Source organism: Pseudophaeobacter leonis (assembly GCF_002087335.1).
In the GTDB taxonomy this organism is placed as follows: Bacteria; Pseudomonadota; Alphaproteobacteria; order Rhodobacterales; family Rhodobacteraceae; genus Pseudophaeobacter; species Pseudophaeobacter leonis.
Map to the genome: position 1 here is coordinate 21684 of NZ_MWVJ01000135.1, position 13093 is coordinate 34776.

The window sequence follows — 13093 nt, forward strand, 5'->3', positions numbered from 1 at the left end:
AGGTATTCTTCCGCCCAAAAAGCAAAATGCCGAGCCTCATCAAGGCCCGGCATTCTGAATTTAGTCTCTTCAGCAGCCAGACGCTGCCTGCTCTCGCTGCCTACTCTGCGGCGTCGAGCTCCCCATTGGCGATCTGTTCGCGTTCGATCGACTCGAACAGAGCCTTGAAATTGCCCTCGCCAAAGCCATCATCGCCTTTGCGCTGGATGAACTCAAAGAAGATCGGGCCAATCACTGTCTTGGAGAAGATCTGCAGCAGAATTTTGGTTTCGCCGCCATCAACAACACCTTCGCCGTCGATCAGAATCCCGTGTTTCTGCATCCGGTCCAGCGGCTCATCATGGCCCACCACTCGATCATGGCTTAGCTCATAGTAGGCGGCTGGGGGCGCTGGCATATAGGTGATGCCGCGCTCTGCGATCTCGTCCGTGGCGCTATAGATATCCTCGGCGCCAACCGCGATATGCTGGATGCCCTCGCCTTTGTATTTCTTGAGGTAGGCCACAATCTGGCCGGTCTCACCGCGGTCCTCGTTGATCGGGATGCGAATCCGGCCACAGGGAGAGGTCAGCGCCCGGCTCAACAGGCCGGTGAACTTGCCTTCGATGTCAAAGAAGCGAATTTCCTTGAAGTTGAACAGCCCCTCATAAAACTTGAACCACTTGTCCATATTGCCCTTGTAGACATTGTGGGTGAGGTGATCGAGGTAGTAGAAGCCAACGCCACGCGGCTTGGACTGTTTGGTCCACTCGAACTCGGTATTGTAGGGGGATGTCTCGTAATACTGGTCGATGAAATAGATCAGCGAGCCACCAATGCCCTTGATTGCAGGCACATCCATTGTCTTGTCAGCGCCCTCATAGGCCTCGGCCCCTTTTGAGATCGCGTGATCAAACGCCTGTTGCGCATCAGCCACACGCCAGCCCATCGCAGGGGCGCAGGGTCCGTGCTCGGCGACGAACCTGTCCGCAAAGCTGCCCTTTTCGGCATTGAGAATATAGGTGATGTCACCCTGCTGCCAAAGCTCAATACCGGGTTTGGTTTTGTGGTGCCCGACCAGCTCGTAGCCCATCTTGGTGAAGAGGTCGCGCAGCTCCTGGGGGTCTGGGCTGGCGAATTCCACGAATTCAAACCCGTCGGTTCCGGCTGGATTCTCTGCACTGATCACTGTTTTCGGGGCGTTATGCGGGAATGGACCCATGTTGGTTTCCTCCAATTGTCGCGTGCTGCAGTCTGGCTGCGCTCTGGCTGTCTGTTCCTGAACAGAATACCGCAGTTCACATGCATGTTTTGCGCGTTCTTCGTATGTTTACGCTTTATTGATACGCAATTTACGCGCACTATTGGCAAAAAACAGAAAATCAACGCATATGATCGACCAAACTGACACCAAACTCCTCGCGGCTTTGCAAAAGAACGCGCATCTCACCGCGCAAGAGTTGGGCGAATTGCTCAATCTCTCTCCCAGTCAGGCCGGCAGACGCAGGCAGCGGCTTGAGGCTGAAGGCTACATCCAGGCCTATTGCGCCCAGCTTGATCCGGCAAAGCTGGGTCTGACGGTGCAGGGATTTGTACATGTGAACCTTGCCAGTCACGGGCCGGAACAGTCAAAAAGCTTTAGCCGTTTGGTCAGCACCCGGCCCGAGATCACCTCGGCTTGGACGATGACCGGAGAGGCCGACTATCTGCTCCGGGTCTACTGCAGCGATCTGCAGGCGCTCAATCAGCTGATCCACGAGATCCTGTTGCCGCATCCGGCAGTGGCCCGCGTCCAAAGCCAGATCGTCATGGCACAACTGAAACGCGACGCGCCCCTGCCAACTTAACAAAATTTTCGACTTAACAATAAAGGAAGGTTTCCAGTTTAGAGGTCAGTTCAGCCTGATTTAGAAGTGGAACGCTCCATTGTCCTTTGTAGACCGTCGCATAGAAACCCGCCCCTCCAATGGTGAAGCTCCCTTTGCCCTAAACGAGGTTTTCTTTTCACGTACCGACGAGAGAGGTGTCATCCAAGCTGGCAACTACGTTTTCAAACGCGTCGCCCACTACGACTGGGAAGAGCTGATTGGCGCCCCACACAAGATCGTTCGTCATCCAGATACACCACGTGGTATGTTTCACTTGATTTGGGATTTGCTCAAACAGGGCTCTCCCACCACGGCCTATATCAAAAACAAGGCAAAGGATGGCCTGTATTACTGGGTCTTGGCCGTGATCACGCCCTGTGAAGGCGGCTTTGTATCGACACGGATCCGTCCAAGCAGTGCCCTGTTCGAAGACGTAAAGCGCTTCTATGCTGAAATGCACAAAGCTGAAGCCTCCGGGGAAGTCAGCCCCGAAGACAGCAGCGAAATGATGATGGAGTGGATCCGAAGCAGAGGATTTGAAAATTATCATCAATTTGCCACCTATGCCCTCAGCGAGGAATTGCTGTCGCGTGACATGAATCTAGAGCGCGCCAAAGACCCCAAAATCGTAGAGCTGCGCAAAATGCTCAACCAATGCTGAAACGCTGGTGGATGAGACCCAGGGCCTGGTCAAAGATTTTGATGCAATGCACACGATCCCGCATAATTTGCGGGTCATTGCATCACGTATCGAGCCCTCGGGCGGCCCTGTCACCGTATTGTCCCAGAACTATGGCGCTATGTCGCGCGAAATGTCGGATTGGTTTGCTGCGCACGTTATGGGTGAAAACAGCAACTTCAACACCATTAAACTGGCTGTGACCAATAGCCTGTTTATCGAAGGCATGGCGCGCATCCTGATTGAATGCAATGCGCAGCTCAAAACAGAGAAACGCGGCCTTGGTGATGTTAATCTTGAGGCGGAAAGAAAGATCCTCAACGATCTGGTCGCGACGGAGAAAGAGCGTGGCCGCAAAGGCGTGGAAGAGGTCGACCATGAGGCCGATCGCATCATGCGCGCCTGCCAGGTTATGCACCGTCAGTTCCTCGGGCTAAGCTCTACCCGTGTCCTGTGTAAAATCGAAAGCGCGCGTCTGCCAGAGTCTGGTGAGACCCTGTCTGACATCATCGACCAACTTGGCGTTTTTCAGGAGCGCATCTCGCGCCGCCTGGAAAACATCACCAAACTAAGTAATGAAATCAGAATGATGGATCACTAGTCACAGTCTGGCGCCGCCTGGACACTCCAACAGGCACCACAGGAAAATGAGCGGCGGACAGGGCAACCTGGCCGTCGTTTTTTATTTGCCAAAGCATTTGCCACCCCCTTTTGCAGATGGCCCGGAATGTTTCCCCCTCCGCCTGTGTCGCTAAAACCGTTGCCAAGGCGCAAGCCGCTTGCGATACCAGTGCCATGGACGTTTTTCTGTATCAGGCTACCATCTATCTCGCAGCCGCTGTCATCGCCGTACCCATTGCCGCGCGCCTTGGACTTGGCTCTGTTTTGGGCTACCTGGCAGCCGGTATTTTCATCGGCCCCGTTCTTGGACTGGTGGGAGCAGAGACCGCAGATCTTCAGCACTTTGCGGAATTCGGCGTTGTCATGATGCTGTTTTTGATCGGGTTGGAGCTCGATCCCCGTGCCCTTTGGGCCATGCGTCACAAACTGATCGGGCTTGGCGGTTTGCAAATCCTGCTGAGCACGCTTGCTCTGATGGTCGCGGGGCTGTTTGCAGGCGAAACCTGGCAGGTTAGCCTTGCTATTGGCCTGGCGCTGTCGCTGTCTTCCACTGCGATTGTGCTGCAGACACTGTCAGAGAAAGGTCTGATGCAGACAGGCGGGGGGCGTGCCTCCTTCTCGGTGCTGCTGACCCAGGATATTGCCGTTATCCCAATCCTTGCCTTTCTGCCGCTGCTGGCAATGGGGCCGACGCCTCAGTTCAGCTCTGATGGATCAATCGCGCGCGGTGATGCGGCCCATACGGCAGCCCATGAAACGCTCTCTCTGGTGGCGGGTCTGCCGGGATGGGCCGTAACGCTCACGACCCTCGGCATGATCGGAGTGGTTGTTCTGGCGGGTATCTATCTGACACAGCCCCTGTTTCGCTTTATTCACGCCAGCAACCTGCGCGAAATGTATACCGCGCTGGCGCTGCTGATTGTGGTTGGCATCTCCTTTCTGATGACCTTGGTAGGCTTGTCTCCGGCGCTTGGAGCCTTCCTTGCCGGGGTGGTTCTGGCGAACTCCGAATTTCGCCATGAGCTGGAGAGCGATCTCACCCCCTTTAAAGGCCTGCTTTTGGGGCTGTTCTTCATCACTGTGGGCGCAGGCATCAACTACAGACTGTTTCTGGCCGATCCGGCGGATCTGTTGGGTCTGGCGCTTCTGGTCATCCTCACCAAGGGCGTAATCCTGTTCTTTGTTGGCCGCGCTTTTGGCCTCAGAGGCCGCAACCACTGGCTCTTTACCCTTGGCCTCGCCCAGGCAGGCGAGTTCGGCTTTGTGCTGCTTGCCTTTTCCCTGCAACAGAACGTCATTCCGGCGCCTCTGGCAGAAAAGCTGTTGCTTATCATTGCGCTGTCGATGCTGATCACGCCGCTCCTGTTCATCATATATGACCTGCTGTCCCACTATCAGGGCGAGGCCCGCGTCGAGCACGAAGACGATGAAATCGACGAACAGGGGCCAGTGATCATAGCCGGCATTGGCCGCTTTGGTCAGATCGTTCACCGCCTGGTGCGTGCCAGCGGCTTTAAGACCGTTCTGCTGGACAATGACATGCAAGCGGTACAGCTGATGCGCCGGTTTGGCGTGAAAAGCTTTTTGGGTGATCCAACCCGCCCCGAACTGCTGAAAGCAGCCGGCATTGCCAAGGCACAAGTCCTGGTGGTGGCGCTGGATGACCCGGAACAATCGGTCAAGATGGTCGCCTATGCACGCCGTGCCTACCCAGATCTGCACATCATTGCACGCGCCTATGATCGCAACCATGTGTTTGAACTCTATAAGGCCGGCGCCAATGATATTGTGCGCGAGATGTTCGACAGCTCCCTGCGCGCCGGGCGCTATGTGCTCGAAAAAATTGGCCTCAGCGAATATGAGGCGGCTCAGGCCGAACAGACCTTTTATGCCCATGACCGTGTCACCCTGCGGGAGCTGGCGGCTCTATGGGTGCCGGGAACCCCGGCAAGCGAGAACCAGGCCTATATTGAAAAAGCGCGCGAGCTGGAAAAAGAGCTTGAGGTCGCCCTGCTGGAGCTGGCCGAAAGACAGGACCGCAACGCGCGCTGAACTCTGCGCTGGCAGCAATAAGAGCAATCCAGCCCAGCCTGCCCTCCCAGTCCGGCATGGTAAGGTAAGGTAAGCCTGCCTTCTTGGATGCAAAAAGGCAGGCCGCCAAAAATCAAAATCGGGAGGCCTGTTGCTACCTTGTAAAGACTGATCTCAGCCGTCGGTAACGCCCGCCTCGGCAAAAGTGGCCATGCCGCTGTGGCAGGCAACAGCGCCTTTCAGGATCTGGATCGCAAGGGCTGCCCCGGATCCTTCGCCAAGACGCAGCCCCAGCGCCAACAGGGGCTCTTTGTCCAGTTTCTCCAATAAGGCGGCATGGGCGCTTTCGGCGCTTTGGTGCCCGGCAACAGCATGATCTAGTGCTGTGGCGCTGAGCTGCTGCAGACAGGCCGCAGCGGCGCAGCAGATAAAGCCATCCAGAATCACCGGAATATGCAGGATGCGCGCCGCAGCAATTGCGCCGACCATAGCTGCGATCTCACGCCCGCCAAGCCGCCCCAGTGCATCCAGACCATCGGTGATCGCTGCTGCATGCAGGGCTACCCCTTCTGCTACGACGCGGGTTTTATTGGCCAGTCCTGCGTCATCAACGCCGGTGCCACGCCCGGTCCAGTCGGCAGCCGCACCGCCAAACAGAGCATGGGCCAGCGCCGCAGCCGGAGTGGTGTTGCCAATGCCCATCTCGCCGACAACCAAAAGATCTGCCTCGGGGTCAACCGCGTTCCAGCCGGCCTGCAGCGCCGCCAGCAGGTCAGCCTCGCTCATTGCAGCGCCCTGGGCGAAATCCTGCACCGGAGTGTCGAGATCCAGCGCATGCACATCCATCCGCGCGCCTGCCAGACTGGCCAGCTGATTGATCGCTGCGCCGCCCTGTTGAAAATTGCTCACCATCTGCGCCGTCCCCTCTGGAGGGAAGGCCGAAACGCCCTGCGCCGTCACGCCGTGATTGCCAGAAAAGATGATCCCCTGTGGCGATGCAATCGCGGGCTGGTCACTGCCGCGCCAACCGCCATACCAGATAGCCAGCTCCTCAGACGCCCCAGCGCCGCTGGTGGTTTGGTCAACTGACTGTTGCGCGCTGCAGCCCCAGCCAGCGCAGTCTGGTCAGGGGCGCTGGCCTGGGCCAGCTGGGCGCGGAAATCATCGAGAGAAGAGAGTGATGGCAGCATGTAAAGCCTCGTTGCATCTGAGCGGCGGACGCGCGTAAATCGGATTTCATTCTGTTTAGCGGCTCATGGCTGCTTCGCAAGTCCCGCAAGAGGCCCGCACATGCGAAAAAACGACATATCTCTGGTGGATATTCCCCTGGCATTGGTGCTGCTGACCCGATTGCCGCTGCCGAAACTGGCCAGCAGTAGCTTTCAGCGCCAATCGCAGGCGGTCTGGGCCTTCCCGCTGGCTGGCCTGGCGGTGAACCTGCCTGCTGCTCTGGTCGCGAGCGCGGCACTGACGCTCGGCCTGTCCACATCACTGGCGGCAGGGCTGGTTTTGCTGGTTCAGGTTCTTTTGACCGGTGCCATGCACGAAGACGGGCTGGCAGATTGTGCCGATGGGTTTTGGGGTGGCTTTGAGCCCAAGCGTCGGTTGGACATCATGAAAGACAGCCAGATCGGCAGCTACGGCGTGTTGGCTTTAATATTGGGGATTGGCCTGCGCTGGCAGGGCATAGCGCTTTTGATGGAACAGGGGCATGTCTGGAGCCTGCTGGCCCTGGCGCTGCTCAGCCGTGCGATGATGCCGGTGCTGATGCATTGGCTTCCCAATGCCCGCCAGTCTGGACTTTCGCAAAGCGTCGGCCGCCCGTCCCGGCGGGCGGTGGGGCTGGGCCTTGGCCTCGCCGTCGCGCTGTCCCTGCCCTTGCTGGGGGCGGGCGGCTTTGCTGTTGTGGCGATGCTTTGCCTTATGACCCTTGGGTTTGGACATCTGGCCCGGGCCAAGATCGGCGGGCAGACTGGCGATGTCTTGGGCGCGGGTCAGCAGCTCTGTGAAATCACCGGGTTGCTCACCCTGGTGTGTGTTTTGGGCTGAGCCCCAACAAAAAAGCCCGCGGCCAATGGCGACGGGCTTTTGGATTTAGCAATCGAGCCCTCGCAGGCTGCGGAAATCGGGAGTGCGGATCAGGCGGCGACCCGTGAGGTAAGGACATCTCCGACCTGCTTGGCCGCAAGGATTTCATCGCCGCCGGCAACAGCAGCCACTTCGCGCGTCAGACGCTCCAAAGCCGCCTCATAGAGCTGACGCTCCGAATAGCTCTGCTCCCGCTGATCGTCAGTGCGGTGCAGGTCGCGCACCACCTCAGCAATCGCGATCAGATCACCCGAGTTGATCTTTTGCTCATATTCTTGCGCCCGGCGAGACCACATGGCGCGTTTGACCTTGGCCTTGCCTTTGAGCGTCTTCATCGCCTGATTGATCACATCAGGCGAGCTGAGCGAGCGCATGCCGACTTCGATTGCCTTGTTGGTTGGCACCCGCAGGGTCATCTTGTCCTTTTCAAAGGTGATCACGAAAAGCTCCAGCGCAAAGCCGGCCACTTCCTGCTCCTCAACTGAAATGATCTGTCCCACCCCATGGGCAGGATAAACCACAAATTCGTCAGGGCGGAATGCGAGCTTCTTCGATTTTGTCATACAGATCTTTCCTTGCACTTGAGCCCGGAGCAGCCCGGCAGGCTGCGCATCCGACACAACAACGGCAACGCTATCGCTCCGGATCTGCAAAAGCAGGTCAAGAGGTCAATCGTCGCCGTGGGTCAATCCCCCGGGACACGCCCTGCAGTGAATGCACGGCGCGACAAGGGTTCTATTTTTTCACACATCTTGAGAGAGTGTATCACAAAAACAGCCCCCCCGAAAGGCAGGGAAACTGGTGTTGTGGCAAATTTCCACAAGAAACCGCGCAATCCGGGGTTAACTCAGCGCAAAAACAGCGCCAAATTTTTCCAATTCAGATGTGACGCAGTCGGCTCAGCCGCCTTCGCCAGGCGCTTCGGAGAAGTATTTCTCCAGCTTACCCTCTTCACCATCGCGCTCTTCTGCCTCTGGCATCGGGTCCTTTTTCGAGATGATCACGGGCCACATTTCGGAGTATTTCCGATTGAACTCAACCCATTTATCCATATCCGGCTCGGTGTCCGGGCGGATCGCATCTGCCGGGCACTCGGGTTCGCACACGCCACAGTCGATGCATTCATCCGGGTGAATCACCAGAGTGTTTTCACCTTCATAGAAACAATCGACCGGGCACACCTCGACACAATCGGTGTATTTGCAGGCGATGCAGTTATCCGTAACGACATAGGTCATGTGGGCTCGGTCCCATTTGCTGTTTGGCCACTAGCTAATCCAGAGTCGCGCGACCTTCAAGACGTCACGTTGGGGCCCTGTCCCGAGAAAGATCAAGCGCCCTGCGTGTCTTCTTATCCGGGCGCCCTTTTCCCTCAAAGCCGGGATTTGCAGGTACGATGTCCTGCTTAGGCGTCTTATCTAGGTAAAGGGCCTGGGCTTCGGGGGCCGGGCCGCGCCGCTCGCCAATCGCGACAACCTCAACCAGGCGGGTCTGTCTGCCTTGCGGAAAACTCAGAACATCCCCCTGGGTGACGCTCTGAGCTGTTTTTGTGATCTTACTGCCATTGAGGCGCAGATGTCCGGCTTTGACCTGTTTCGCGGCAAGGCTGCGTGTTTTGAAAAACCGCGCATGCCAAGCCACTTGTCGATCCGGATCTTCTCTGCCGGTGCCTCCATCCGGGATCAGTTCCCCTGCTTCAGCCCCATCAGAGCTGCCGCAAAGGGGTTGTCCGGATCGATTTGCTTCTCTTTTTTCGGTGGGCGCGCAGAATAGGTCTTACTGCCTTGCTGCTGAGGGCGACCGCCCTTTTTGCCACCGGGTTTACCAGCTGGACGACCGCCCGGCTTGCCACCGGCTTTGTCATTTGAGCGTCCCTGACCGCCAGCGCCACGGGGTTTGCCACCACCGCGTCGGTCCTGACCAGCCTGGGTGTCCTGACCGGATGCAGCCCCTTCGGCGCGTGCGTCCTGTCCCTGATTGCCACCCTGGTTGCCTGCCTGGCCTCGGCGCTGGCCACGATTGCCACCGCCCTGACGGGCGCGACCACCCCAGGCGAAGGTGTAAAACACCTCCATTTCGACAGGTTGCTCTGCCTCTTTGGCCTGATCTTCCGCAGGAGCCTTCTCAGCAGCAGCTTCCGGTGCAGAAGCTTCCGAAGTTTCAGCCTCGGACGGCGCCTCGCTCGCAGCAAGCGCTGCATCAACAGGTGCAGCAGATACGGATGCGTCATCCGCAGGCGCGTCAGACGCAGATGCGTCCTCAGGGGCTGCCTCGGGTGCGGCCTCAGGTTTCACCTCGGCTTTTGGCGCTTCAGGAGCCGCTTTCACCTTGGCGCGCTCGCCTTTTTCAGCCCGATAGCCAAGACCCTGCATCAGGTCGGAAAACTGCTCCAGCGTCATGCCAGTAATCGACAGCATATCCGCCTTGGCTTCAAAGCCACCACGGCTATCTTCAGCCCGCAGCATATCTGCCAGACGCTCAAGCATGTCGATACGGATCATCCGCTCGCCCGCTTCGCGGTAGCCGGACATGGTGTCATAGCCCTGCGGCGCATCCTTGGCGGCCGGGACGGTGACCAGGCCGGGAGGCGGCGCTTCGGGGAATTCCTGCACGCCATTTGCCAACGACCACAGCACCAGACGCAGACGCGTCGGAGCCGGTTTCAACAGCAGCGGCATAAAAATAGTGAACTGGCCAAACCGGATGCCGTGCTTGCGCAGCGCGCCACGTGCGTCCTGATCCAGATCTTTGACCTCTTGCATCACCGATTGGCGCGGCAACAGGCCAAGCCCCTCAACCAGACGGAAGGCAAAGCCACGGGCAAGCCCGGTCAGCTCTTCGTCTTTTTGCAGATTGATCAGCGGTTCAAACAGCGCCTGCACCTTGCGCGAGATAAAATGCTGCAGACGGCGCTCTACCTTTTGCGCCACATCTGCACCGGCAGTGTCGTCGACAAAAACCTCAACCTGTGGCGACAGCGGGTCAGCACCCGCAACCAGTTTACCCACGGCAGCATCGCCCCACATCAGGCCACCCTGCTCGGTGAAGTCGATCTCGGTATCGGGCGCATTGTAAAAACGGTCGGCGCGCAGATGGAATTGCGGCGCCAGCGCCTGTAGCGAAGCAGACATCAATGTCTTTGCCTCGGCACCCTGCGCACTTTTGTCCGGGGTAAACCGGAACCCGTCCAACCGTCCGACGAATTCGCCTTCGACGGTTACTTCACCCTTGTCATTCACTTCGGCCAAAAGGGCCTCCTTCTGTTTGAGCCGGCGCAAGAGCACGGATGTGCGCCGGTCCACAAATCGCTGAGTCAAGCGCTCGTGCAGCGCATCTGACAACCTGTCTTCTACAGCGCGCGTCACGCCACGCCAATGGCTTTCGTCACGCAGCCAATTTTTTCGTTGAGAAACATAAGTCCATGTGCGGATAAAGGCGAGTCTCTTGGAGAGGGTATCAATATCGCCGTCGATGCGGTCGATCCGTTTCACCTGCCGTGCGAGCCAGTCGTCCGGCACCACGCCACCACCATGCAAATACTCGAATATGCCACCAATAAGAGAGGCATGCTCGCCGTGAGAGATGCCGCGAAAATCCGGAATACGGCACACATCCCACAACAGGCGCACAGATTGCGCATTGGTGGTGCGCGAAATTATGCCGCTGTCGCGGGAGAGGTATTTCAGCGCCCCCAGATCATCCGCCTCGCGGGCCCGCACCAGCACCTCGTCCCTGGGGGTTGATTCGAGCGACCGTATCAGGGCGTCCACCGTGCCAAACTGAAGATCTGTTGAGCGCCAGTTGAGCTTTTTCAGCGGCTCAAACTGGTGGTCCATAATCGCCTCGGCCACCTCAGGCTGCAGCGGACGTGCGTCGCCGGTGACGCCAAAGCTGCCGTGGCTCATGCCGCGCCCGGCCCGGCCGGCAATCTGCGCCAGCTCGCTCGGGTTCAAAGGACGCATGCGCTGGCCATCAAACTTGCTGGTGGCCGAGAACGCCACATGGTCGATATCCAGATTGAGGCCCATGCCAATGGCGTCGGTGGCCACCAGATAGTCAACCTCGCCGTTCTGATACAGCGCCACCTGCGCGTTGCGGGTGCGGGGCGACAGCGCCCCCATGACCACGGCCGCGCCGCCCTTTTGCCGCTTTAACAGCTCGGCGATGGCATAGACGTTGTCGACAGAAAAGCCGACGATGGCGGTACGCGGCGGCATTCGGCTGATCTTTTTTGATCCACCATAGACCAGCTCTGACATGCGCTCACGGCGCAAAAAGTCCACCCCCGGCACCAGCGCTGCAATCGGCCCGCGCATGGTGTCGGCCCCCAGAAACAACGTCTCATTGGTGCCGCGTGATTTTAACAGCCGCTCGGTAAAGACATGCCCCCGTTCAGGGTCGGCACAGAGCTGGATCTCATCAATCGCGAGAAAATCACAGCCCATGCCCGGCGGCATCGCCTCGACCGTGCAGATCCAATATTTCGCGCGGGGCGGCACGATGCGCTCTTCACCGGTGACCAGCGCCACCACTGAAGGTCCGCGAATGGCGACGATCTTGTCATAGACCTCCCGCGCCAAAAGCCGCAGCGGAAAGCCCATGATGCCGGTGCGGTGCCCCAGCATCCGCTCGATGGCGTAGTGTGTCTTACCGGTATTGGTGGGCCCCAGAACGGCCACGACGCGAGATGTGCCTGCCATCAACTCTAGCCTCCGCGCACGCCTGAAAGGCGGTTATAGATCCTTGCCTGCAGCCAGCGGCCGCAGTCTTTCCAGCGCGTTGAGTACTTCCTCATGATGCGGATGTATAGCCTTGGCCCGCAAATAGGCCTCATAGGCGCGCTCAGGCTTGCGGAACTGCTCAAACACCGTGCCCAGCGCATAGATCGCATTGTAGTCATTTGGGTTCAGCGCCAAAGCGCGCTCCAGATCGGCCACCGAGGGCCCATACAGCCCGGCCGCATGATAGGCGCGGGCCCGCTCGAACCAGCCGCGGGCAAAATCGGGCGCATGATCGGTAAGCGCGGTCAGATGGTCGATGGCCGCGGCAAGATCATGCGCCTCAAACGCCTTGCCTGCGCGCTTGAGCAACAGGTCCATCGCGGGTGATCCGCTCTTGCGCCACAGCGCCTGCAACTCGCGGTCGAGCGCGCGTGCTGCAGCCGCATCAGCGGAAACCAGCGCAGTCAGCAATGCGCTTTCCTCCGCTTTTTCGGACGCAGATGTTGCCAAAGGCATGGAAATCGTGACTGTAATCAGCGTTGCCGCCACGATAGCTTTGAGGTTCAGGTGATTTGCAATCATGATGGCCCAGTGTAACCTTGCGGCATGATTTTTCTAGTGCCGGAAGCAGCTGCTTCACGCAAAATTGCAGTTTTCGGTGCGACGTGCTGCACAAATGACCAAAGGATGTGACAATGAGCGAAACGCTTGAACAGGCCGCAGCGGCCATGAATGAGAAACTGGCGGGCAGTGAATTTAGTGCCTCGGCAAAATTCGAGATCGAAGGCATGGGCGCCATCTTTCTGGACAGCAACGGCGCGCGCGTCAGCGATGATGAGGCCGATGTCACCATGTCTGCCGATGCCGAGACCTTTCAGGGCATCCTGACCGGTGAGATGAACCCCACCAGCGCCTTTATGTCTGGTAAACTGACCATTGATGGCGACAGGGGCACCGCCATGCAGCTGGCCTCGGCGCTGGCCTGATGGATAAAAGCCTGATGGACCTGACCCCCGCGCCCTATTTTGCCGAAATTGCAGAAGGACCCGAAACGGGACAGGCCCATTGGGCAACCACCGATGACGGGCTGCGTATCCGGGTAGGCC

Annotated in this window: 9 protein-coding genes and 3 pseudogenes; 5 read left to right on the forward strand and 7 right to left on the reverse strand. The window is 58.4% G+C overall.

Going from position 1 to position 13093, the window contains the following annotated elements:
• Positions 1–100: 100 nt before the first annotated feature.
• Positions 101–1201 carry a 4-hydroxyphenylpyruvate dioxygenase gene (gene hppD / locus B4968_RS22870; protein ID WP_083101464.1) on the reverse strand — a complete coding sequence of 367 codons (1101 nt, stop codon included), beginning with the start codon at positions 1199–1201 and terminating at the stop codon, positions 101–103.
• A 169-nt stretch (positions 1202–1370) separates the two neighbouring features.
• Between hppD and B4968_RS22875 the strand changes: the two genes are divergently transcribed.
• The 3 genes and pseudogenes from B4968_RS22875 to B4968_RS22885 all read left to right on the forward strand — a co-directional run bounded on the left by B4968_RS22875 (position 1371) and on the right by B4968_RS22885 (position 5199).
• The gene (locus tag B4968_RS22875) at positions 1371–1826 is read left to right on the forward strand and encodes an Lrp/AsnC family transcriptional regulator (RefSeq protein WP_083101465.1); all 456 of its coding nucleotides are present in this window, start codon (positions 1371–1373) and stop codon (positions 1824–1826) included.
• Between the two features lie 79 nt (positions 1827–1905).
• Positions 1906–3127: pseudogene (locus B4968_RS22880) on the forward strand (PAS domain-containing protein).
• A 194-nt stretch (positions 3128–3321) separates the two neighbouring features.
• Positions 3322–5199, forward strand: a complete 1878-nt coding sequence (locus B4968_RS22885) for a cation:proton antiporter domain-containing protein (RefSeq protein ID WP_083101474.1) — start codon at positions 3322–3324, stop codon at positions 5197–5199.
• A 153-nt stretch (positions 5200–5352) separates the two neighbouring features.
• Here B4968_RS22885 and cobT read toward each other — a convergent pair.
• Positions 5353–6368: pseudogene (cobT, locus tag B4968_RS22890) on the reverse strand (nicotinate-nucleotide--dimethylbenzimidazole phosphoribosyltransferase).
• Positions 6369–6468: 100 nt separating this feature from the next.
• Here cobT and cobS point away from each other — a divergent pair.
• A complete protein-coding gene (gene cobS / locus B4968_RS22895) occupies positions 6469–7227 on the forward strand; it encodes an adenosylcobinamide-GDP ribazoletransferase (protein ID WP_083101466.1) in 759 nt (252 codons plus the stop codon).
• An 89-nt stretch (positions 7228–7316) separates the two neighbouring features.
• Here cobS and B4968_RS22900 read toward each other — a convergent pair whose 3' ends face one another.
• The 5 genes and pseudogenes from B4968_RS22900 to B4968_RS22920 form a co-directional block, all read right to left on the reverse strand.
• Positions 7317–7829, reverse strand: coding sequence for a CarD family transcriptional regulator (locus tag B4968_RS22900; RefSeq protein WP_083101467.1), 513 nt, complete (start codon positions 7827–7829; stop codon positions 7317–7319).
• A gap of 336 nt (positions 7830–8165) precedes the next feature.
• Positions 8166–8504, reverse strand: coding sequence for a ferredoxin FdxA (gene fdxA / locus B4968_RS22905; protein ID WP_083101468.1), 339 nt, complete (start codon positions 8502–8504; stop codon positions 8166–8168).
• A 64-nt stretch (positions 8505–8568) separates the two neighbouring features.
• Positions 8569–8942, reverse strand: a pseudogene (locus B4968_RS22910) (RNA-binding S4 domain-containing protein).
• Positions 8943–8948: 6 nt separating this feature from the next.
• Positions 8949–11966 carry a helicase-related protein gene (locus B4968_RS22915; RefSeq protein ID WP_083101469.1) on the reverse strand — a complete coding sequence of 1006 codons (3018 nt, stop codon included), beginning with the start codon at positions 11964–11966 and terminating at the stop codon, positions 8949–8951.
• 33 nt (positions 11967–11999) lie between these two features.
• Positions 12000–12569 (reverse strand): hypothetical protein, encoded by a 570-nt coding sequence (locus tag B4968_RS22920; RefSeq protein ID WP_083101470.1) that lies wholly within the window; start codon positions 12567–12569, stop codon positions 12000–12002.
• A 113-nt stretch (positions 12570–12682) separates the two neighbouring features.
• Between B4968_RS22920 and B4968_RS22925 the strand changes: the two genes are divergently transcribed.
• Positions 12683–12973, forward strand: a complete 291-nt coding sequence (locus B4968_RS22925; RefSeq protein WP_083101471.1) for an SCP2 sterol-binding domain-containing protein — start codon at positions 12683–12685, stop codon at positions 12971–12973.
• Positions 12974–13093: the final 120 nt, after the last annotated feature.

Excerpts from the sequence above, each read along its gene's own strand:
- hppD (WP_083101464.1), bottom strand. The coding sequence starts at position 1,201 with ATGGGTCCATTCCCGCATAACGCCCCGAAAACAGTGATCAGTGCAGAG.
- B4968_RS22875 (WP_083101465.1), top strand. The coding sequence starts at position 1,371 with ATGATCGACCAAACTGACACCAAACTCCTCGCGGCTTTGCAAAAGAAC.
- B4968_RS22885 (WP_083101474.1), top strand. The coding sequence starts at position 3,322 with ATGGACGTTTTTCTGTATCAGGCTACCATCTATCTCGCAGCCGCTGTC.
- cobS (WP_083101466.1), top strand. The coding sequence starts at position 6,469 with ATGCGAAAAAACGACATATCTCTGGTGGATATTCCCCTGGCATTGGTG.
- B4968_RS22900 (WP_083101467.1), bottom strand. The coding sequence starts at position 7,829 with ATGACAAAATCGAAGAAGCTCGCATTCCGCCCTGACGAATTTGTGGTT.
- fdxA (WP_083101468.1), bottom strand. The coding sequence starts at position 8,504 with ATGACCTATGTCGTTACGGATAACTGCATCGCCTGCAAATACACCGAT.
- B4968_RS22915 (WP_083101469.1), bottom strand. The coding sequence starts at position 11,966 with ATGGCAGGCACATCTCGCGTCGTGGCCGTTCTGGGGCCCACCAATACC.
- B4968_RS22920 (WP_083101470.1), bottom strand. The coding sequence starts at position 12,569 with ATGATTGCAAATCACCTGAACCTCAAAGCTATCGTGGCGGCAACGCTG.
- B4968_RS22925 (WP_083101471.1), top strand. The coding sequence starts at position 12,683 with ATGAGCGAAACGCTTGAACAGGCCGCAGCGGCCATGAATGAGAAACTG.